The 21,519-nt window shown below is 71.2% G+C and carries 19 protein-coding genes and 1 pseudogene; 7 read left to right on the forward strand and 13 right to left on the reverse strand.

Annotated features, from left to right (window positions below):
• The 4 genes and pseudogenes from HN013_RS29680 to HN013_RS29695 form a co-directional block, all read left to right on the forward strand.
• A pseudogene (locus HN013_RS29680) lies at window positions 1–181 on the forward strand (hypothetical protein); the annotation flags it as partial.
• Window positions 182–215: 34 nt separating this feature from the next.
• The gene (locus HN013_RS29685) at window positions 216–1,052 is read left to right on the forward strand and encodes a thioredoxin domain-containing protein (RefSeq protein WP_171171696.1); all 837 of its coding nucleotides are present in this window, start codon (window positions 216–218) and stop codon (window positions 1,050–1,052) included.
• A 94-nt stretch (window positions 1,053–1,146) separates the two neighbouring features.
• Entirely contained in the window at window positions 1,147–1,821 is a 675-nt protein-coding gene (locus HN013_RS29690) for a hypothetical protein (RefSeq protein WP_171171698.1), read from the forward strand.
• A 50-nt stretch (window positions 1,822–1,871) separates the two neighbouring features.
• On the forward strand, window positions 1,872–2,705 hold the full coding sequence (locus tag HN013_RS29695; protein ID WP_171171699.1) for a thioredoxin domain-containing protein: 834 nt from the start codon (window positions 1,872–1,874) through the stop codon (window positions 2,703–2,705).
• Between the two features lie 166 nt (window positions 2,706–2,871).
• Here the strand turns inward: HN013_RS29695 and HN013_RS29700 are convergent, their stop codons facing one another.
• Window positions 2,872–3,129, reverse strand: a complete 258-nt coding sequence (locus tag HN013_RS29700) for a hypothetical protein (RefSeq protein ID WP_171171701.1) — start codon at window positions 3,127–3,129, stop codon at window positions 2,872–2,874.
• A 466-nt stretch (window positions 3,130–3,595) separates the two neighbouring features.
• On the opposite strand from HN013_RS29700, the gene HN013_RS29705 reads away from it, so the two are divergent.
• Window positions 3,596–5,263: an alkaline phosphatase gene (locus HN013_RS29705; protein ID WP_171171703.1), complete on the forward strand. Its 1,668-nt coding sequence runs from the start codon at window positions 3,596–3,598 to the stop codon at window positions 5,261–5,263.
• A 94-nt stretch (window positions 5,264–5,357) separates the two neighbouring features.
• Here HN013_RS29705 and HN013_RS29710 read toward each other — a convergent pair whose 3' ends face one another.
• Window positions 5,358–5,939 carry a dienelactone hydrolase family protein gene (locus tag HN013_RS29710; protein WP_171171705.1) on the reverse strand — a complete coding sequence of 194 codons (582 nt, stop codon included), beginning with the start codon at window positions 5,937–5,939 and terminating at the stop codon, window positions 5,358–5,360.
• 102 nt (window positions 5,940–6,041) lie between these two features.
• Between HN013_RS29710 and HN013_RS29715 the strand changes: the two genes are divergently transcribed.
• Entirely contained in the window at window positions 6,042–7,145 is a 1,104-nt protein-coding gene (locus HN013_RS29715) for a mechanosensitive ion channel family protein (protein ID WP_171171742.1), read from the forward strand.
• A gap of 66 nt (window positions 7,146–7,211) precedes the next feature.
• On the opposite strand, the gene HN013_RS29720 is transcribed toward HN013_RS29715, so the two are convergent.
• The 5 genes from HN013_RS29720 to HN013_RS29740 form a co-directional block, all read right to left on the reverse strand.
• Entirely contained in the window at window positions 7,212–8,807 is a 1,596-nt protein-coding gene (locus HN013_RS29720; RefSeq protein WP_171171707.1) for a Na+/H+ antiporter, read from the reverse strand.
• Window positions 8,808–8,900: 93 nt separating this feature from the next.
• A complete protein-coding gene (locus HN013_RS29725; protein WP_171171710.1) occupies window positions 8,901–9,380 on the reverse strand; it encodes a GNAT family N-acetyltransferase in 480 nt (159 codons plus the stop codon).
• Window positions 9,377–10,318 (reverse strand): RluA family pseudouridine synthase, encoded by a 942-nt coding sequence (locus HN013_RS29730; RefSeq protein ID WP_171171712.1) that lies wholly within the window; start codon window positions 10,316–10,318, stop codon window positions 9,377–9,379. Before HN013_RS29730 ends, HN013_RS29725 begins: the two co-directional genes overlap by 4 nt.
• Window positions 10,319–10,376: 58 nt before the next feature.
• On the reverse strand, window positions 10,377–10,955 hold the full coding sequence (gene lspA, locus HN013_RS29735; protein ID WP_171171714.1) for a signal peptidase II: 579 nt from the start codon (window positions 10,953–10,955) through the stop codon (window positions 10,377–10,379).
• Window positions 10,956–11,081: 126 nt separating this feature from the next.
• On the reverse strand, window positions 11,082–12,182 hold the full coding sequence (locus tag HN013_RS29740; protein WP_171171716.1) for a TraR/DksA C4-type zinc finger protein: 1,101 nt from the start codon (window positions 12,180–12,182) through the stop codon (window positions 11,082–11,084).
• Between the two features lie 485 nt (window positions 12,183–12,667).
• On the opposite strand from HN013_RS29740, the gene ileS reads away from it, so the two are divergent.
• The gene (gene ileS, locus HN013_RS29745) at window positions 12,668–15,811 is read left to right on the forward strand and encodes an isoleucine--tRNA ligase (RefSeq protein WP_171171718.1); all 3,144 of its coding nucleotides are present in this window, start codon (window positions 12,668–12,670) and stop codon (window positions 15,809–15,811) included.
• 449 nt (window positions 15,812–16,260) lie between these two features.
• Here the strand turns inward: ileS and HN013_RS29750 are convergent, their stop codons facing one another.
• The 6 genes from HN013_RS29750 to ftsZ form a co-directional block, all read right to left on the reverse strand.
• Window positions 16,261–17,454, reverse strand: a complete 1,194-nt coding sequence (locus tag HN013_RS29750) for a DivIVA domain-containing protein (protein ID WP_171171720.1) — start codon at window positions 17,452–17,454, stop codon at window positions 16,261–16,263.
• Window positions 17,455–17,515: 61 nt separating this feature from the next.
• Window positions 17,516–17,800 (reverse strand): YggT family protein, encoded by a 285-nt coding sequence (locus HN013_RS29755; RefSeq protein WP_004955828.1) that lies wholly within the window; start codon window positions 17,798–17,800, stop codon window positions 17,516–17,518.
• 74 nt (window positions 17,801–17,874) lie between these two features.
• The gene (locus HN013_RS29760; RefSeq protein WP_049715457.1) at window positions 17,875–18,477 is read right to left on the reverse strand and encodes a cell division protein SepF; all 603 of its coding nucleotides are present in this window, start codon (window positions 18,475–18,477) and stop codon (window positions 17,875–17,877) included.
• Between the two features lie 118 nt (window positions 18,478–18,595).
• Complete coding sequence (locus HN013_RS29765) at window positions 18,596–19,315, reverse strand: YggS family pyridoxal phosphate-dependent enzyme (RefSeq protein ID WP_171171722.1); 720 nt, start codon at window positions 19,313–19,315, stop codon at window positions 18,596–18,598.
• On the reverse strand, window positions 19,312–20,073 hold the full coding sequence (gene pgeF / locus HN013_RS29770; RefSeq protein WP_171171724.1) for a peptidoglycan editing factor PgeF: 762 nt from the start codon (window positions 20,071–20,073) through the stop codon (window positions 19,312–19,314). Before pgeF ends, HN013_RS29765 begins: the two co-directional genes overlap by 4 nt.
• A gap of 61 nt (window positions 20,074–20,134) precedes the next feature.
• Window positions 20,135–21,373 (reverse strand): cell division protein FtsZ, encoded by a 1,239-nt coding sequence (gene ftsZ / locus HN013_RS29775; protein WP_171171726.1) that lies wholly within the window; start codon window positions 21,371–21,373, stop codon window positions 20,135–20,137.
• Window positions 21,374–21,519: the final 146 nt, after the last annotated feature.

The following is a 21,519-nucleotide window of genomic DNA, read 5'->3' on the forward strand; positions in this document are numbered from 1 at the left end:
GGCCACCGGGGCGGCGGCCTTCCGGCCGCTGCGGCTCGCGGCCGCGGCGCTCACCCCGGCCGGACCGGCCCCGGCGGCGCCCGTACGGCCCGTACGGCACGCCCCCGCGGCCGGGGCGCGGCCACCGCTGTTCCACTCCGTCGTCCGGCGCGGGCCCCCGGGCCTCCCCGCCCCCGCCTGACCGGACGATCCCACCCACACGGAGACACAGCACCATGAGCAAGCGCAACGCCTGGGAGAACAAGCAGACCGCCCGCGAGCGGCTCCGCGCCGAACGCGAGCAGCAGGCCAAGAAGGACAAGACCCGCCGCCAGCTCCTCGTCGGCGGCGCCGTCGTCGGCACCCTGGCGGTCGCGGCCGGTATCGCCGTGGCCGTCACCCAGCTCGGCGGCAACGACACGAAGGGCACGGACGCGGCCTGGGAGGCCGCCGCCGAGAAGACCCTCGTCAAGCCCGCCCACACCGGCGGCGCCAACGGCACCGAGATCATCGTCGGCGACCCGAAGGCCAAGCACACCCTGGAGATCTACCAGGACATGCGCTGCCCGGTCTGCTCGATCTTCGAGCAGAACGTCGGCGACACCGTCGACAAGGACGTCAAGGACGGGAAGTTCAAGGTCTCGTACCACATCGGCACCTTCCTCGACCGCGGCATGGGCGGCACCGGCGCCAAGAACGCCCTCAGCGCACTGGGCGCGGCCGTCGATGTGAGCCCCGAGGCGTTCTCCGCCTACAACAAGGCGCTCTACGCCAAGGCCAACCACCCCGAGGAGACCAAGGACGCCTTCGCGAACGACGACACCCTGCTGAAGATCGCCCAGCAGGTGCCCGCGCTCAGGAACAACGCGGCGTTCGAGAAGAACGTCAAGGACGGCACCTACGACAAGTGGGCGCTGGAGGTGTCCGCCGAGTTCGACAAGCACAAGGACGTCTCCGGCACCCCGACCATCAAGCTGGACGGCAAGAAGCTGACCGTGGACACTCCGAACGGCAAGGGCGCCCCGATGACCCCGGAGCAGTTCACCGCGGCGGTCGACGCACAGCTGAAGTAGCCGCGGCGGGCGGCCGCGGACCGGACTCCCGCCCCCGGGAAGATGCCGAATCTTGACACGACAACGACGGCGTGTCGTGGCACACTTCCCGGTTATGAAGGGGACGGGAGTTCGGCTGCGGGCGCTGCGCGCCGCGCTGTTCACCGCGGTGTGCGTCACCCTCTCCGCCGCCTCCCACGTCCTGCTCTCCCGGATGCCGCTGCCGGTCCCGACGGTGGCCGTGCTGTCGGCGGCGTTCTTCGTGATCGCCTACGCCCTGGCCGGCCGGGAGCGGGGGTACTGGCACATAGCCGCCCTGCTCGTCCCGCTGGAACTGGCCGCCGACACCGTCTTCACCACCGGCCAGCACGCCTGTTACGGCGCGGCGGGCGGCCCGGTCGCGGGACCGCTGCGCTCCATGGGCATCGACCTCGTCTGCCGCGGCGGCGACGTCGGCACCCCGCTGGCCCACCTCACCTCCGTCCAGAGCCCCCCGGGCGCCCTGGACTCCGCCCTGCCCTGGCTGCTGCTCACCGGCCACCTCGCCGTGGGCCTGCTGGCCGCCGGCTGGCTGCGCCGGGGCGAGGTGGCCCTGGCCCGGCTGCTGCGCGCGGTGGCCGCGTTCGCCTTCCGCCCGCTGCTGCTGGTGGCCGCCGCCCTGGTCGCGGCCCCGCGGGCCCGCGGCCGGGTCCTCCGGCCCGTCCGCGACACCCTCCCGGCCCCCGCGCTCCCCCTCCTCGTCCACTCCGTCGTACGGCGCGGACCGCCACGCTGCCCGGCTTCCGCCTGAGCCGAGCACCGCGGTCCCCGCACCCCCGTACACCTCACGGAGAAGACATCATGAGCAACCGGAACAACCAGCAGAACAAGCAGGCCGCGCGCGAGCGGCTGCGCGCCGAGCGCGAGCGCCAGGCCAAGAAGGACAAGACCCGCCGTCAGCTCGTCGTCGCGGGCTCCCTCGTCGTCGTCCTCGCCATCGCCGGCGGCGTCGCCTTCGCGGTGTCCAAGATGACCGGGAGCGACGACGGCCAGTGGAAGGCCGCCGCCGACAAGACGCTCGTCAAGCCGGCCAACACCACGGGCGAGAAGGGCACCGAGGTCGTCATCGGCGACAAGAACGCCAAGGAGACCCTGACGGTCTACGAGGACCCGCGCTGCCCGATCTGTGCCTCGTTCGAGCAGGGGGCCGGCAAGAAGCTGCGCCAGGACGTCAAGGAAGGCCGCTACAAGGCGCGTTACGTTCTGGCCAACTTCATCGACGACAACCCCATCGCCAAGGGAACCGGTTCGAAGAACGCGGTGAGCGCGCTCGGTGCGGCTCTCAATGTCAGCACCGAGGCATTCCTCGACTACAAGGAAGCACTGTATTCCAAGGACAAGCACCCCGACGAGGCCACGGACACGTTCGCCGACGACAAGAAGCTCCTTGAGATAGCCCAGGACGTGCCGGCGCTCAAGGGCAACAAGAAGTTCGAGCAGAGCATCAACGACCACACCTTCGACAAGTGGGCGCTGGAACTCGGCGAGCTCATGGGCCAGGACGGGGTGAAGGGTACTCCGGCGCTGGTGCACAACAAGAAGCAGCTGCACGTGCCCGGCACCGACAACCCCCCGATCGACGAGGAACAGTTCAACGCGGTGATCGACGCGGAGTTCGGCGCGAAGAAGAAGTAAAACGCCTGCGGGTGGACGCGATCAGAGCGTCCACCCGCACCGTGAGCAGCAAACGTTTACGGGTGGGCACGACCTCGGCGGTCGGGCCCACCCGCAACACAAAAGGGTCTCAACGGTCTACGAGCTCAGCTCACGCAGAAATCCGCATCGACCCTCGGACGGAACATCAACGATCGCAGTACATCACCACGGTGTGACGGTACCCGTCCTTTTCCACCACGAGCCACTGCGCGTACTTGTCACCATCCCGGTAGACCCATTTCTCCCAGGAATAGCCGACCCCGTCCTTTACCTCACTCTGCGGAGTGCACCAACCATAGGTCGGAGAGGCGCTGGCGGCAGGCGCCACGGCCACTCCCACACCTACGGCGAGCAGAGTTGCGAACGCGCCGCCCACCATCCGACGGCCCAGCGATGATTTCATCAGTGCCCCTCGTTCTCGAGCGATATTCACAACACCGCCCACACTAAAGGGGTTTCCGCCTAAAGGCGCCGCAGGACACTGGTGGTCCTGGTAACAGCTTCCGTATTCAGAAAGCGCGACAGACGACCGGCCGGGAGGTATATCCAGAGTATCCGGGCCTTCAATACATGTTTCCCCCGGCGGCAGACATTTACCGTGACACCGCCGGGCCGACAGCCGGCAGATACACATATATCACCGTTCTCGTCCACGGTTCCTCGGCCCGCACGGTCGAGGGCGGGCCTCCGCCAACTCCGCCCGGCCACGGCCTGCTTCTCCCGGTTCACCACCGGGCGGACAGCCGCGGTCCACCGCGGTGACCGGCGCGGAATTCGGCGCGAAGAAGTGGTAACGGCGCGGGGGTGGGCGGACGAACTCCTGACGAGGCGTCCGCCCACCCGTATGAACGGCGTTAAAGTAAGCGCCCGTGACCCCTCGTCCCCTGATATCCCGCCGGGCAGCCGTGACCGGCGCGGCGGCCACCGCCGCCCTGCTGCCCTTCGCCGCCGCTCCGTCCGCCGGGGCGGCCACCGCCGCCCGCGCCGGCACGTCGACGGCCCCCGCCTTCCTGCACGGCGTCGCCTCCGGCGACCCGCTGCCCGACGGCATCCTGCTGTGGACCCGGATCACCCCGTCCCCGGACGCCGTCCCCGGCTCCGGCCTGGGCCCCGACGTCCAGGTCAGCTGGCAGGTCGCCGAGGACACCGGCTTCGCCCGGGTCGTCGCCTCCGGCACGGTCACCGCGTCCGCCGCCGGCGACCACACGGTCAAGGCCGACGTCCGCGGACTGCGCCCGGGCACCGGCTACTTCTTCCGGTTCACCGTCACCGGCGGCGAGGGCGAGATCCACTCCCCCGCCGGCCGCACGCGCACGGCGCCGGCCGCCGACGCGCGGACCTCCGGACTCCGCTTCGGCGTGGTCTCCTGCGCCAACTGGGAGTCGGGCCACTTCTCCGCCTACCGCCACCTCGCCGCCCGCCGGGACCTCGACGCGGTGCTGCACCTCGGCGACTACCTCTACGAGTACGCCTCCGGCACCTACCCGGCCGCCAAGTACGTGGTCCGGCCGCACGAGCCCCGACACGAGATCGTCACGCTCGCCGACTACCGCACCCGGCACGGCCGTTACAAGACCGACCCCGACCTCCAGGCCCTGCACGCGGCGCTGCCCGTCATCGCCATCTGGGACGACCACGAGCTCGCCGACAACGCCTGGTCGGACGGGGCCGGCAACCACACGCCGGGCGCCGAGGGCGAGTGGAAGGACCGCGTGACGGCCGCGAAGAAGGCCTACTTCGAGTGGATGCCCGTGCGCCCCTCCGTCGAGGGCACCACCTACCGGCGCCTGCGCTTCGGCCGCCTCGCCGACCTGCACCTCCTCGACCTGCGCTCCTTCCGCTCCCAGCAGGTCAAGTCCGGCAGCGGAGCCGTCGACGACCCCTCCCGCACCCTCACCGGCCGCGCCCAGCTCGACTGGCTCAAGGACGGGCTCGCCGCCTCCGACACCACCTGGCGGCTGGTCGGCAACCCGGTGATGATGTCCCCCGTCGCCTTCGGCGCCATGCCCGCCCACCTCCTGAAGCCCCTGGCCAAGCTGCTGGGCCTCCCCGGGGAGGGCATCGCCGCCAACACCGACCAGTGGGACGGCTACACCCACGACCGCCGCGAACTCCTCGCCCACCTCACCGGCCGCGGCATCCGCGACACCGTCTTCCTCACCGGCGACATCCACATGGCCTGGGCCAACGACGTCCCCGAGAACGCCGCCACGTACCCCCTGTCGCGTTCAGCCGCCACCGAGTTCGTCGTCACCTCGGTCACCGCCGACAACCTCGACGACACCCTCCACGTCCTCCCCCACACCGTCTCCCTCCCCGCCGTCGCCGCCATCAAGGCCGCCAACCGCCATGTGAAGTGGGTCGACATGGACTCCCACGGCTACGGCGTCCTCGACATCACCGCCGAGCGGGCGCAGATGGACTACTACGTCCTGTCCGACAAGCGGGACCCCAAGGCGACGTCGTCGTGGGCACGTTCGTACCGGACGGTGTCGGGGAGCCAGCGGGTGGAACGGGTGAAGGCGCCGGTGCGCTGACTCCCAGCCCGTCCGGCGATTGAGGACAAGCGGCGAAGCCGCTTTCACGGGTCCGGGGCAGCGCCCCGGGAAACGGGAAGGGGCGGGTCCGGGGCTAGACCTCCGCCAGGAACCCGAGCGCCACCCGCCAAGCCCGCTCCGACGCCTCCGCGTCAAAATCCGGAAGCTCCGGATCCGTAAACAGATGCCCCGCACCCCCGTACCGGTGCACCTCCACATCCGCCCCCGCCCGCCCCATCCGCAAATACCACGCGTTCAACCAGTCGTGCGGCTCAAACGGATCCGGATCCGCCACATGCAGCTGCACCGGCAGCTCGTCCACCACAGCACCCTCCGCCAGATCGGACGTCCCGTGGAAGAGCAGCAGCCCACGGGCCTTCTCGTCCCCGAGCGCGAGATTCTGCGCGATGGACCCGCCGAGCGAGAACCCGGCGTACACCAGCCCCCGGTCGGACAGCGGAGCGGCGGCGGTGACGGCCCGCCGCAGCAGCTCCTCGCGGCCGATCCCGTCCTTGATGGCCATGCCGTCCTCGACGGTGTCCGCGGTCCGGCCGTCGTAAAGGTCCGGTACGTGCACCTCGTACCCGGCACCGCGCAGCCGCTCGGCGGCACCGTGCACGGCCGGCCGCAGGCCGTAGGCCGAATGGAATAGAACAATCGTGGTAGGAGACGGCACCGGAGTCACTTCCTTGCAGGGCTGGATCGCGTGCCCTCCATCGTGCCAGCTACGGTCGGAGGAGGCGCGCGCCCGGCAGGACGCCGGAAGGAGCTGATGCTCATGGAGGACGTGCTGCGCCCTCTCGCCGTCATCGGCGGTGCGCTGGTCATCACGGTGGTGGTGGGCTGGGCCGTCGACAAGGCGGTCCGCCGCATCGCCGAGCGGCACCCGGAGGCGCCGCTGTGGGTGCTGCTGCGCCGCTGCCGGATGCCGCTGCGGGTGGTGCTGTGCACCGCCCTGCTCCGCGGGGGCTACGAGTCGGCGGAGCTGTCCGAGGAGCACGAGACCCTGGTGACGCGGCTGCTCACCCTGGTCCTCATCGGGGCCTGCGCCTGGCTGGCCGCCCGGGTGGCCACGGCCGTGGTGGAGTCGGCGTACGCGCGCTACGCCGCCGGCGACCGGGACCCCGCCAGGATGCGGCGGGTGCGCACCCAGGTGACGCTGATCCGGCGCATCGTGACGGCGGCCGTGTGCGTGGTGGCGGTGGCGGCGATGCTGCTGACCTTCCCCGGTATGCGGACGGTGGGCACGTCCGTCCTGGCCTCCGCCGGTCTGATCGGCATCGTGGCCGGTGTGGCCGCCCAGTCCACGCTGGGCAACCTCTTCGCGGGCCTCCAGATAGCGTTCGGCGACATGGTCCGCATCGGCGACACCGTCGTCGTGGGCGGCGAGTGGGGCACGGTCGAGGAGATCACCCTCACCTATCTGGTGGTGAACACCTGGGACGAGCGCCGCATCACCATGCCGGTCTCGTACTTCACCAGCAGGCCGTTCGAGAACTGGTCGCGCGGCAACCCCCGGATGACGGGCACGGTCTTCCTCCATCTGGACCACGCGGCCCCCATCGACCTGCTCCGCGAACGGCTCCACCAGGTGATCAAGGACGCCCCGGAGTGGGACGGCCGGGCCTGGAGCCTGGTCGTCACCGACACCACGCCGTCCACCATCCAGGTACGGGCCCTGGTCACCGCCAAGGACGCCGACGACATCTGGACCCTGCGCTGCCTGGTGCGGGAACAGCTGGTCGAGTGGCTGCGCCGGGAGCACCCGTACGCACTGCCGCGGATCAGCACCGCGCCCGCGCCGGGCCCGGCGGAGACGCCGGACCGTCGGCAGACCCCGCCGACGTCGGACGACATAGGCCCGGGACCGGGGCCGGTGTGAGAACCCGGCCCGGTATGAGAAACCGGCCCGGTGCACAACGCCACCCCACCGGCCACACCCCCACGGCTACTCACTGCCCCGCAGCGACCGCACATCCAGCTGCCGCAGCACCCGGTCCACCACCTCCGGATCCATCCACGGCTCGCTCCGCGCGTCGAGCACCGCGTGCCGCGCCGCCGAGAGCAGCTCGGCCTGGATGCGCTGGATGGCGTGCAGCCGCTGGACGCGCTGGGCGTGCGCCTCGCGCCGCTCGTCGTCGACCATCTCGGGACTGATGCGGGCGCCGACGTCGTAGGCGCGCCGGTGCAGCATCTCCCTCAGGTCCTCGGGCAGCTCCTCCTCCTGCTCGATCTCCAGCAGCCGGTGCCGGGCCGCCTTGGCGGCGCGGATGGCCAGTTGCCGCTCCAGCTCCCGGGTCCAGTCGGAGTCGCCGCGCACCCCGAGCAGCTTGACCAGCCGGGGCAGCGTCAGGCCCTGGACGATGAGCGTGGCGATGATGACGGCGAAGGCGATGAAGAGGATCTCGTCCCGGGCCGGAAAGGGCGACTTGTCGTCCGTGGTCAGCGGGATGGCCAGGGCGAGCGCCACGGAGGCCACACCGCGCATCCCGGACCACCACATGACGACGGTCTCCCGCCAGCTGGTGAGGATCTCCTCGTCGACGTCGCGGCCCTTGTGCAGCCGCTTGGCCAGCCAGGCGGCGGGCAGCAGCCACATCAGCCGCACACCGATCACGACGGCGACGACGACACCGCCGATGCCCAGCATCTCGCCCCAGCGGCCCGAGGCGGTGGCGACCGCGTTGTGCAGTTCGAGGCCGACGAGGCCGAAGGCGACGCCGGTGACGAGGGTGTCGACGATCTCCCAGAAGGTGTGCCCGGCGAGCCGCCCCAGGACGTCGTCGGCGTCGCTCGCGAACTCGGCGAGGTAGAGCGCCGTGGTCAGCACCGCGAGCACCCCGGAGCCCTTGAACTCCTCGGCGAGGGTGTAGGAGACGAAGGGCACCAGCAGGGTGAGCCCGATCTGGAGCGTCGCGTCGCCGAGGACGTCCATCAGCCGCTTGGTCCCCCAGCCGAGCACCAGGCCCACCGCGAGGGCCACCACGGCCGAGAACACCAGCTCGACGACGGCCTTCGGCAGCGAGAAGCTGCCGCTGACGGCCGCCGCGATGGCCACGTGGTAGAGCACGATGGCGGTCACGTCGTTGAAGAGCCCCTCGCCCTCCAGGATCGAGATCAGGCGGCGGGGCAGCCCCAGGGAGCCCGCGACGGCCGTCGCGGCGACAGGGTCGGGCGGGGCGACCAGCGCGCCCAGCGCCACGGCCGCGGCGAGCGAGATGCCCGGCATGATCGCCTGGGCCACGGCCGCGACCGCCGAGGTGGTGACGAAGACCAGGGCCACGGCCAGCAGGAAGATCGGCCGCCGGTTGGCCGCGAACTGCCGCCAGGAGGTGCGCTGCGCGGACGCGTAGAGCAGGGGCGGCAGGACGAGCGGGAGGATGTACTCCGGCGGGACCTCGACGTTCGGGACGAACGGCAGCAGGGCGAGGACGATCCCGCCCAGGGTCATCAGCACCGGTGAGGGCAGGCCGAGCCGGTCCCCGAGCGGGACCGTGACGAGCGCCCCGAGGAGCAGGACGAACAGCAGGGCCAGCTGGTCCACGAGTGCCCTCCGGGACGCGTGGGGAACAGTCGTTCACCCCAGCGTGCCATGAAGCGGCGCGTCCGGCGGGACCGGGGCCTGCCCCCGAGTCCGTCAGAGCGGCTTGCTCATCGCCCGGTGCGGAATCCCGCTGCCCTCGTCGAACACGGGGCCGTGCGCCGCGTACCCCAGCCGCTCGTAGAAGCCCAGCGCGTGCGTCTGCGACTCCAGGTAGACCCGGGTCAGCCCCAGCCGCCGGGCCTCGTCCTCCACGGCCCGCACCAGGGCCGCGCCCAGACCGGTGCCGCGCGCCGCCCGGCCGACGGCCAGCCGGCCGAGGACGGCCGTGAGGTCGTCGTCCACGCCCGCGTGGGCGTACTTCCGGCGGGCAGGACCACCGTGCAGGAAACGGGCGGTGCCGAGGGGTCCGGACGGGCCGGTGGCCAGGAGGTGGACGGCGTGGACGTCGTAGGCGTCCATCTCCTCCGCCTCGGGGATGTTCTGCTCGGTCACGAACACCTCGCGGCGCACCGCGAAGCAGTCCTCCAGCTCCCCGGGGCCGGCGACCCGCACCTGTGCGGGGACCCGGCTCACGCGCTCTCGGCGCGCACCGTGTCGAGGGCGCGCCGCAGGTCCTCCGGGTACTCGCTGGCGAACTCCACCCAGCGCCCGTCCTCCGGGTGCTCGAAGCCGAGCCGGACGGCGTGCAGCCACTGGCGGGTGAGCCGCAGCCGCTTGGCGAGCGTCGGGTCGGCGCCGTAGGTCAGGTCGCCGACGCACGGGTGCCGGTGGGCCGCCATGTGCACCCGGATCTGGTGCGTGCGGCCGGTCTCCAGCTTGACGTCGAGCAGGCTGGCGGCGCGGAACGCCTCGATGAGGTCGTAGTGGGTCACCGAGGGCTTGCCCTCGGCGGTCACGGCCCACTTGTAGTCGTGGTTCGGGTGCCGGCCGATGGGCGCGTCGATGGTGCCGCTCATCGGGTCGGGGTGGCCCTGGACGAGCGTGTGGTAGCGCTTGTCGACCGTGCGCTCCCGGAACTGCTGCTTGAGCAGGGTGTAGGCGCGCTCCGACTTGGCGACGACCATCAGGCCCGAGGTGCCCACGTCCAGCCGGTGCACGATGCCCTGGCGCTCGGCCGCGCCCGAGGTGGAGATGCGGTAGCCGGCGGCGGCCAGGCCGCCGATGACGGTGGGGCCGGTCCAGCCGGGGCTGGGGTGCGCGGCGACGCCGACCGGCTTGACGATGACGACGATGTCGTCGTCGTCGTGGACGATCTCCATGCCCTCGACGGGCTCGGCGACGATCTGCACCGGCGCGGGCGGCGCGGGCATCTCGACCTCCAGCCAGGCCCCTCCGCTGACCCGGTCGGACTTGCCGGCCTCGGCCCCGTCCACCTGGACCTTGCCCGCGGCCGCGAGCTCGGCCGCCTTGGTCCGGGAGAACCCGAACATACGGGCGATCGCGGCGTCGACGCGTTCGCCCTCCAGGCCGTCGGGTACGGGCAGGGCGCGGATCTCGGGAATCGTGCTCACCCGTCGAGTATGCCGGACGGGTGAGGCGCCGCCGTACGACGGCCCGGAGGGAGCGGGCTCAGTCCTTGTGGATCGTGCCGTCGGGGTCCAGGCCCCGGAAGGACAGGATCACGATCAGGAAGCCGCCGCAGACGATCGCCGAGTCGGCGAGGTTGAAGACGGCGAAGTGCGCGGGGGCGATCCAGTCCACCACGCCGCCCTCCAGGCCGCCCGGCGTCCGGAACAGCCGGTCGGTGAGGTTGCCGAAGGCACCGCCCAGCAGCAGGCCGAGCGCGATCGCCCACGGCAGGCTGTAGAGCTTGCGGGCGATCCGGGCGATCACGACGATCACGGCGGAGGCGATGCACGTGAACACGATGGTCATCGTCTCGCCGAGGCTGAAGGCCGCCCCGCGGTTGCGGATGACGTCCAGCTGGAGCCAGGTGCCGATGACCTCGATCGGGTCGTGGTGCTCCAGCTTCGCCACCACCAGCATCTTGCTGGACAGGTCGAGGAGGTAGGCGAAGGCGGCGATCGAGAACAGCACCGCGAGCCGGCGCCTGCCCTTGACCGCGCCGTCGCCGTCCGCCGTCCCTCCGGCCGCGTCGGTGCCCTCCGGCGTACCGGTGGGCCGTCCGGCCTGCTCCGCCTCTGTCACGTGAGTCCTTCGCTTCCGCGCGTCACCCACCACCGGTCATGACAGTGCGGCGCACTGCTGTGTCTGATGGGCTCCGGGTGCACTGCCCGGACGATGACGAGGGTACGGCACACCACCCGCGCCGGGTCAGCGACGTTCCTGTCGCTGCTTGCACTCCACGCACAGGGTGGCCCGGGGGAACGCCTGCATCCTGGCCTTGCCGATCGGCCTGCCGCAGCTTTCGCAGAGTCCGTACGTCCCCGCGTCCAGCCGGGCGAGCGCCCGCTCGGTCTGTTCGAGCATCTCGCGGGCGTTGGCGGCGAGGGCCAGCTCGTGCTCCCGGGCGATGTTCTTGGTCCCCGTGTCGGCCTGGTCGTCCCCGGCCCCGTCGCCGGAGTCCCGCATCAGCCCGCTGACCGCCTCCTCCGCCGACCGGATCTCGCCCCTGAGCCGCAGGACCTCGCTCTCCAGCACCCCCCGGGCCTCGGTGACCTCGGCCGGCGACCACGGCTCCTCCCCCGGCCGCACCGCCAGCCCACCCGGCCGGCCCTCCGCCTCCGCGCGCGCTCCCGGCACCTTCGTCGCGTCCGGCGCCTCGTCCACGGTCTTCTTCGCAGCCACGGTTCCGACTCCCGTCTCCTTGGTGGATCCCACCGACGCGGCCCGCGCCGACCCTCCCCGCGCACCGCCCGCACCACGCTTCCCGGCTCCCCCGCCGGCCCCCGCCGCCGGAGCCGCGTCCCCCGCGACCACGATCCCCTCCCCGACGGCACCGGCCTTCACAGGAGCGGCCTTCTTCGCGGCCCCGGCCGCCTTCTTCGCCGGAGCGCTCTTCTTCGCCTTCGCAGGAGCCGTCTTCTTGGCGGGGGCGGTCTTCTTGGCAGCGGCGGTCTTCGCCGGAGCCGCCTTCGCCGCCGCTGCGGCCTTCCCGGCCGGGGCCGCCTTCTTCGCCGGGGCCGCTCCCCCGGATCCGGCGGCGGCCTTCTTCGCCGGCGCGGCAGCCTTCTTGGTGGCCGCCTTCTTGGTGACGGCCTTCCCGGTGGCCGCCTTCTTGGCCGGCGCGGCCTGCGCCGACGCGGCCGCCTTCTTCGCCGGAGCCTTCTTCACAGCCTTCGTGGGCTGCACGGCCTTCGCGGCCTTCGCGGCCTTCGCCGAAGCGGCATCCTTCTTCGCCGACGCGGCCTCCTTGGGTGGAGCCGCCCTCTTCGCGGGTCTCGCCGCGGCCTTCGTCGAGGACTTCTCCGCCATGGCCGCGACCCCTTCACATTTTATGATCTTGCGCGCGAATCGTGCGGGAACGATAAATCGGCTCGGGGCACGCGGCAACGGGGCACGCCGGTCCCCACCCTTGTGCCCCGCTCCCGGCCCTGTAACCCGCGGCCCGCACGGCCCACGCCCGGGAGCCGGTTTATCCGGTCGTCCGGGCCGGACGCGCCCCGTACACTGGGCGCAGCGAAAGGCGTGGATGGGACGAGTAGCGCCGCACGCAGCCATCAGCGATCCGGGGACGGTGCGAGCCCGGGGGCGTGCGCGGTGTGAAGATCACCCCGGAGCCGCCGGAAGAAAGCCCGGGGCAAGGCTGCCCGGGCCGGTAGAACCGGCGTCGCGACCCCAATGAGGGGGCCGAGGGCCATGGGCCCGCGGCCAAGGAGGGTGGTACCGCGGGAGTACGGACAACGGCTCTCGTCCCTCCGACGGACAGCGCACAACCGTCCAGCCGGAGGTAGCCCCGAATGAGTTCCGCGCCCCAGTACCGCTCCGTACCCGCCCAGGTCGACCTGCCCGCGCTCGAACGCGCCGTGCTCGACTTCTGGCAGGAGCAGAAGATCTTCGCCCGCACCCTGGCCCAGTCCGAGGGCCGCCCGGAGTGGGTGTTCTACGAGGGCCCGCCCACCGCCAACGGCATGCCCGGCGCGCACCACATCGAGGCCCGCGTCTTCAAGGACGTCTTCCCGCGCTTCCGCACGATGCAGGGCTACCACGTGGGCCGGAAGGCCGGCTGGGACTGCCACGGCCTGCCCGTGGAGCTCGCCGTCGAGAAGGAGCTGGGCTTCTCCGGCAAGCAGGACATCGAGGCGTACGGCATCGCCGAGTTCAACGCCAGGTGCCGCGAGTCCGTGACCCGCCACACCGACGCGTTCGCCGAGCTCACCACCCGCATGGGCTACTGGGTGGACATGGACGACGCCTTCCGCACCATGGACCCGGACTACGTCCAGAGCGTCTGGTGGTCGCTGAAGGAGATCTTCGGCAAGGGCCTGCTGGTCCAGGACCACCGCGTGGCCCCCTGGTGCCCCCGCTGCGGCACCGGCCTGTCGGACCACGAGCTGGCGCAGGGCTACGAGACGGTCGTCGACCCGTCCGTCTACGTCCGCTTCCCGCTGACGTCCGGCCCGCTCGCCGGCGAGGCCACGCTCCTCGTCTGGACGACGACGCCGTGGACGCTGGTGTCCAACACGGCCGCCGCCACCAACGCGGACGTCACCTACGTCGTCGCCACCGACGGCACGGAGCAGCTGGTCGTCGCCGAGCCGCTGCTGGAGAAGGTCCTCGGCGAGGGCTGGACGACCACCGGCCGGTCCTTCACCGGCCGCGAGATGGAGCGCTGGACGTACCGCCGCCCGTTCGACCTGGTCGAGCTGGAGGGCGCCAACTTCGTCGTCAACGCCGACTATGTGACGACCGAGGACGGCACCGGCATCGTCCACCAGGCCCCGGCCTTCGGTGAGGACGACCTCAGGACCTGCCGCGCGTACGGCCTCCCGGTCGTCAACCCGGTCCGCGCCGACGGCACCTTCGAGGAGGGCCTCGGCCTCGTCGGCGGCCAGTTCTTCAAGAAGGCCGACGAGGCGCTGACCGCCGACCTCGACGCGCGCGGCCTGCTCTTCCGGCATGTGGCGTACGAGCACAGCTACCCGCACTGCTGGCGCTGCCACACCGCGCTGCTCTACTACGCGCAGCCGTCCTGGTACATCCGCACCACCGCCATCAAGGACCGGCTGCTCGCGGAGAACGAGAAGACCAACTGGTTCCCGGATTCGGTCAAGCACGGCCGCTTCGGCGACTGGCTCAACAACAACATCGACTGGGCGCTCTCCCGCAACCGCTACTGGGGCACCCCGCTGCCCATCTGGCGCTGCGAGGACGACCACCTCACCTGCGTCGGCTCCCTCGCCGAGCTCTCCGAGCTCACCGGCACCGACCAGAGCGGCCTCGACCCGCACCGCCCGTACATCGACGACGTCACCTTCCCCTGCACCGCCGAGGGCTGCGCGCACACCGCCGTCCGGGTGCCGGAGGTCATCGACGCCTGGTACGACTCGGGCTCCATGCCGTTCGCCCAGTGGGGCTACCCGTACAAGAACAAGGAGCTCTTCGAGAAGCGCTACCCGGCGCAGTTCATCTCGGAAGCCATCGACCAGACGCGCGGCTGGTTCTACACCCTGATGGCGGTCGGCACGCTCGTCTTCGACAAGTCGTCGTACGAGAACGTCGTCTGCCTGGGCCACATCCTCGCCGAGGACGGCCGGAAGATGTCCAAGCACCTGGGCAACATCCTCCAGCCGATCCCCCTGATGGACCAGCACGGCGCCGACGCCGTCCGCTGGTTCATGGCGGCCGGCGGCTCCCCGTGGGCGGCGCGCCGCGTCGGCCACGGCACGATCCAGGAGGTCGTCCGCAAGACCCTCCTCACCTACTGGAACACCGTCGCCTTCCAGGCCCTCTACGCCCGCACCGCCGGCTGGGCCCCCTCCGCCGCCGACCCGGCCCCGGCCGACCGTCCGCTGCTGGACCGCTGGCTGCTCGGTGAGCTGAACACGCTCACCGAGCAGGTCACCCGGGCCATGGAGTCCTACGACACCCAGCGCGCCGGCAAGGTGCTGTCCGCGTTCGTCGACGACCTGTCCAACTGGTACGTCCGCCGTTCGCGCCGCCGCTTCTGGCAGGGCGACGCCGCCGCCCTCCGCACGCTCCACGAGGTCGTCGAGACCGTCACCCGTCTGATGGCCCCTCTGGTGCCCTTCATCACCGAGCGCGTCTGGCAGGACCTGGTCGTCCCGGTCACCCCGGAGGCCCCCGAGTCCGTCCACCTCGCCACCTGGCCGACGGCCGACCCGTCGCTGATCGACCCCGAGCTGTCGCGCCAGATGACCCTGGTCCGCCGCCTCGTCGAACTGGGCCGCGCCACCCGTGCCGAGTCCGGGGTGAAGACGCGTCAGCCGCTGTCCCGCGCGCTGGTGGCGGCGGCCGGCTTCGACACGCTCGGCGACGAGCTCCGCGCCCAGATCACGGAGGAGCTCAACGTCTCCTCCCTCGCCTCCCTCTCCGAAGTGGGCGGCTCCCTCGTCGACACCACCGCCAAGGCCAACTTCCGCGCCCTCGGCAAGCGGTTCGGCAAGGGCGTCCAGTCCGTCGCCAAGGCCATCGCCTCGGCCGACGCCGCGGCCCTCTCCCTCGCCCTCCGCGAGGGCAACGCCACCGTCGACGTGGACGGCGAGACCGTCACCCTCGCCCCCGACGAGGTCATCATCACCGAGACCCCCCGCGAAGGCTGGTCCGTCGCCTCCGACTCCGGCGCCACCGTCGCCCTCGACCTCGAAATCACCCCCGGCCTCCGCCGGGCCGGCCTCGCCCGCGACGCCATCCGGCTCATCCAGGAGGCCCGCAAGAACTCCGGCTTCGACGTGGCCGACCGCATCGCCCTCCGCTGGTCCTCCACCGACGAGGAGGTCCGGACGGCCCTCGCCGACCACTCCTCCCTCATCGCCGACGAGGTCCTCGCCACGGACTTCGCCTCCGGCGAGGCCGACGGGGCGTTCGGCGCCCCGTTCACGGACGAGGGCCTGTCGCTGACGTTCCGTCTGCGCAAGGCGTAGCCCGTCCCGGGGCGGGGTTGGGGTTTTCTCCCCAGCCCCGCCCCTTCCCGTTTCTTGCGGGGGCGAGCCCCCGCACCCCCGAGCGCGCCTGCGGCGCGCGTCCTCAAACTCCCCCAGAGGGGGCACCCCCAACGGGCTATTCAGCCCGTCCGGCGCTTGAGGACAACCGCGCGAAGCGCGGTTTCAGGGGGTTGCGGGGGCACCCCCGCAGAAACGGTGAAAGGGCGGGGCAGGGGCTCCAACAAAGCGAACGCGCCGAGGCGGGACGGAATCGAACCGCCGTCATCCCACATGCCATGGAGGCGTTCCACCTACTGAACTACACACCCCGGCGCTGCACGCAGCATAACCACACCACGACAACGGGCCGGGCCCCGGGGGTAATCCCCGGGGCCCGGCCCGTTGTGATTGCGACGACGACTACCCGCCGAGCGGGAAGCAACCCGCCGTCAGTTGTCGTCCTCGTCGATGAGGAACCCACGCATCGGCGAGGGCGCCTGCATCGGCTGCGGCCCCTGCGGCCGCACCGGCGCCATCGGCTGGGTCATCGCGGGCGACATCTGCTGCTGCCCGCCGTACGACGGGGCACCCGACGACTGGCCATGACCGCCACCCATGGACGAGTTGCCGCCCATGCTGTGACCGCCCATGCCCGCACCGGCCGATGCCATGGACCCGCTCATGGAGGGGGCCGGCGGCAGCGACGGAGCGCTGGTGGCGCGCGGCGGGGCGAGGGAGTCGTCCGCCTGGTTCTCCAGCTGGCGCAGCTGGCTCTCCAGGTAGGACTTCAGCCGCGTGCGGTACTCGCGCTCGAAGCCGCGCAGGTCCTCGACCTTGCGCTCCAGGGTGGCGCGGGCGGACTCCAGGGAGCCCATGGCCACGCGGTGCTTCTCCTGCGCGTCCCGCTCCAGGGCGTCGGCCTTGGCGCGGGCGTCCCGCTCCAGGCCCTCGGCACGGCTGCGGGCCTCGCCGACGATCTTGTTGGCCTCGGAGCGTGCCTCCGCGATCGCCTGATCGGCCGTCTGCTGCGCGAGCGAGAGCACACGGGCGGCGCTGTCGCCACCCGGGCCCTGGCCCGGCTGCGGCATCTGGGGACCGGGGCCGCCCATCGGACCGCCCTGGCCCATGGGGCCACCCTGGCCCATCGGACCGCCCTGACCCATCGGGCCGGGGCCGCCCTGACCCATGGGACCACCCATCGGGCCACCCATGGGACCGCCCTGGCCCATGGGGTTCTGTCCCATGGGACCCGCGCCGTGCGGGCCCTGGGGACCGTGGCCGTGTCCGCCCGGCCCGGCCGGCAGCTGCGGGGCACCGCCCGGAAGCTGCGGCGGGCCGCCCATCTGCTGCTGGTTCGGCGGCACCGGCTGCGGGCCGGATATGGCGGCGGGCACCGGAGCGCCGGGACCTGGTCGCTGGTCCTGCGGCTCGGGTTTCCGCATGCCCTGCTGCTGCTGGTTCTGCGCCGCGGCTCGGGTCGCTGCGGCCAGCTTGGCGCGCAGGTCCTCGTTCTCCCGGAGCAGGCGGGTCAGCTCGGCCTCGACCTCGTCGAGAAAGGCATCGACTTCGTCCTCGTCATAGCCTTCTCGGAGACGGACGGTCGTGAACTGCTTGTTCCGCACGTCCTCGGGGCTCAGCGGCATCTCTTCTTCACCTCAACGTAGTCGTCGGCAATCGGCAAGACCGTATCGTTCACAGCCGCGTTCACAGCCGCTCCACGACGGTGATCAGGATGTAGACGATGATCATCAGTACGAAGAAGGACAGGTCGAGCGCCACGCCCCCGAGACGCAGCGGCGGGATGAACCGCCGCAGAAGCTTGAGTGGCGGATCGGTGACAGTGTAGGTCGCCTCAAGGACGACCACCATCGCCTTACCGGGTTGCCACGAGCGGGCGAACTGGAAGACGTAATCCATCACCAATCGGAAGATGAGCACGATCAGGAAGACGTACAGCGCGATGTAGACCACCTGCCGTGCGATGTCCATCCCGCGCTTCCCTCTCCCCTTGTCGTGCCCGGCCTATTGACCGTCTCTCACCGGCATTGCCTGATTGTGCGTCTCTAGCTCTGGTTGAAGAACCCGCCCTCTGCGATGCGGGCCTTGTCCTCCGCCGTGACATCGACGTTAGCAGGAGACAGCAGGAACACCTTCTGCGTCACCCGTTCGATGCTCCCGTGGAGGCCGAAGACCAGACCGGCGGCGAAGTCGACAAGTCGCTTCGCGTCGGTGTCGTCCATCTCGGTCAGATTCATGATCACCGGGGTGCCTTCACGGAAGTGTTCCCCGATGGTACGGGCCTCGTTGTAGGTCCGGGGGTGCAATGTCGTGATGCGGTAAGGCTCCCGCTCGGACACAACTTTGGGCATGATCACCGGTGCGTTCTTCTCCAGGGAGTGGCGTTCGGGTGTGATGGACGACACGGGGGCGATTCGGGCGGGTCGTCCCGTTTCCGCTGTCAGCGGAGCCGGTTCGCGCTGCGCCGGTGGCTGGGCGACCCGTACCGGTTCGTCCGATTGCGTCTGCTGGGCCTGGTGTTGCTGCCGGCGCCGGTCGGGCTCCGGCTCGGGCTCGAACTCGTCATCGGGATCGAATCCCCGGCCGTCGTACCCATCGTCCTCCACGAGGCCGAGGTAGACCGCCATCTTGCGCATCGCGCCGGCCATTCTCTGCGTCCTCCGCTCTGTGGTGGATCGGCTCCTCAACGGCGCTGGATCCACTTGGTCCGCCCGCCTTCTGACGGGAATGACCATATTTTGTGCTGTGGTCCGACTCTTGGCGACGTTACCCGAGGCCGGGTCGGACTCCGAGTACCGCTGAGCCGACGCGTACATGTGTCGCACCCGCCGCCACGGCGTCCTCCAGATCAGCGCTCATTCCCGCGGACACCATGTTCGCAGCCGGATGGGCCGCGCGCAGGTCCGTTGCGATTTCCCGCAGCCGCTCGAAGGCCGCCCGGGGTCTGCCCGCGTACGGCCCGGCCAGCGGAGCGACCGTCATGAGCCCCGCGGGGCGCAGGCCCTCGGCCCCGGCGAGGGCGTCGGCGAGGGCCGCCACCCCGTCCGGTCCGACGCCGCCGCGGCCCGGTCCGTCGCCGGTCTCCGCGTCCAGCGCCACCTGGATCAGACAGTCGATCGCACGGCCTTTCCGGACCGCCGCCGTGGAAAGCGCGGTGACCAGTCGAAGCCGGTCAATGGAGTGCACGACGTCGGCATAATTCACCACGGATTTCACTTTGTTGGTCTGCAATTGACCGACAAAGTGCCAGGTGAGCGGCAGATCCGAGCATTCCGCGGCTTTCGGGGCGGCGTCCTGGTCGCGGTTCTCGGCCACGTGACGGACCCCCAGTTCCGCCAGCAGCCGGACATCGCTCGCGGGATAGGTCTTGGTGACCACGATGAGGGTCACCTCTTCACGCTTTCGGCCCACCGCCGCACAGGCCGCGGCGATACGTTCCTCCACCCGGGCGAGATTCCGGTCCAATTGGGCTCTGCGGTCCGTCATCGCCCCGGCCCCCCTTCGGCTTCCCCTGCGCGCTCGTCGTCGCCGAGCCACACATAACTGGCGAGCCGTCCCGTCACCCGGTCGCGCCGGTAGGAGAAGTGGTCCGCCGATTCCATCGTGCAAATGTGCGACTGCCCCACGAGGCTGACGCCCATTCGGCCGAGTTGCGCCCGGACGCCGCCGGCCACGTCCACGGCCGGGGTGCCCCACCGGGTGGTGGCCCACGACTCGGGCACCGCCCCGGCGACATCGGCCCGCATGGCCTCGGGCACCTCGTAGCAGCCGCCGCAGACCGAAGGGCCGATGAAGGCCAGCGTCCGCGCAGGATCGGCGCCGAGTCCGGCCATCGCCTCGACGACCGCGGGCACCACCCCGGCGACCAGCCCGGGGCGGCCGGCGTGGGCCGCCCCCGTGATCCCGGCGACCGGGTCGGCCAGCAGGACCGGGGTGCAGTCGGCGGTGAGCACCGCCAGGGCGAGTCCCCGGCGGGCCGTCACCACCGCGTCCACCGCGGGGATCTCCTCCCCACCCCGCCACGGTCCGTCGACCACGGCCACGTCCTTGCCGTGCACCTGGTTCATCCAGACGACCGCCGCGGGGTCGAGCCCGAGCGAACGGGCCGCCCGCTCCCGGTTGGTCCGGACCGCCGCGGGGTCGTCGCCGACCGCGCCGCCCAGGTTGAGCTCCGCATACGGAGCGGCGCTCACCCCGCCCCACCGGTCGGTGGAGGCGAAGTGCGCGCCGCTCGCATGTGCCACGTGGGGCCGTCCCCGGGTGTCCGGGGCTGAGTTTCCTATCACCGAAGTCACTTCAGGTGTGTCACTTCAGGAAGTCGGGAACGTCCAGTTCCTCGGCGGTCGAGTCCTGGTACGGGCGGGCCGGCGGCACCTGGGGGGAGGCGACCGGGGGCGGCGGGACCTCGGCGACCGGCACCGGGTCCGGAACCGGCTCCTCGGTACGGGGGGTCACATTGCCGAGTCCGCCGAACGAGGGACGGACCGGCTCGGCCGGCCGCTCGGGACGGCTCGCGGCCGGCGCCGGCGCGGCGGCAGCCTCCTCGCGTCCGTAGGAGGAACCGAGCACCTTGTCGCGGCTGCCCTTGGCCGGCGGCTGCCCGCCGTCGAAGCCGGCCGCGATGACCGTGACCCGGACCTCGTCGCCGAGTGCGTCGTCGATGACGGCACCGAAGATGATGTTGGCCTCGGGGTGGGCCGCCTCGCTGACCAGCTGGGCCGCCTCGTTGATCTCGAAGAGACCGAGGTCCGAACCACCGGAGATGGAGAGCAGGACGCCCCGGGCGCCGTCGATGGACGCCTCCAGCAGCGGCGAGGAGATCGCCATCTCGGCGGCGGCCACCGCGCGGTCGTCGCCGCGCGCCGAGCCGATGCCCATGAGCGCCGAACCGGCCTCCGACATCACGGACTTGACGTCGGCGAAGTCGAGGTTGATGAGGCCCGGGGTGGTGATCAGGTCGGTGATGCCCTGGACGCCGGAGAGCAGGACCTGGTCCGCCGACTTGAACGCGTCGAGCACACTCACCTGACGGTCCGAGATGGACAGCAGGCGGTCGTTGGGGATGACGATGAGGGTGTCGACCTCGTCGCGGAGGCTGGCGATGCCGTCCTCGGCCTGGTTGGCGCGGCGGCGGCCCTCGAAGGTGAACGGCCGGGTGACCACACCGATCGTCAGGGCGCCCAGCGAGCGCGCGATGTTGGCGACGACGGGCGCACCACCGGTGCCGGTGCCGCCGCCCTCGCCGGCCGTGACGAAGACCATGTCGGCCCCCTTGAGGACCTCCTCGATCTCCTCACGGTGGTCCTCGGCGGCCTTGCGGCCGACGTCCGGGTTCGCGCCGGCGCCGAGACCCCGGGTGAGCTCCCGGCCGACGTCGAGCTTGACGTCGGCGTCGCTCATCAGCAGGGCCTGTGCATCGGTGTTGATCGCGATGAACTCGACGCCCTTGAGACCGACCTCGATCATCCGGTTGATGGCGTTGACGCCACCGCCGCCAATGCCGACGACCTTGATGACTGCGAGGTAGTTCTGCGGTGCTGCCACGTCGAAGGCCTCTCGCCTCGAGTTACGTATGCCTGGGGGACGGTTCGCAATGCCAACCCGAACCCTAACGTTGAAGTTTAGGGTTACCCGTGCCACTGTTCCCTGGGTTCTCGGAACAGGACACTAAGTCGACAAGTGGCGCGTGT

This window comes from Streptomyces sp. I05A-00742 (assembly GCF_013055795.1).
In the GTDB taxonomy this organism is placed as follows: Bacteria; Actinomycetota; Actinomycetes; order Streptomycetales; family Streptomycetaceae; genus Streptomyces.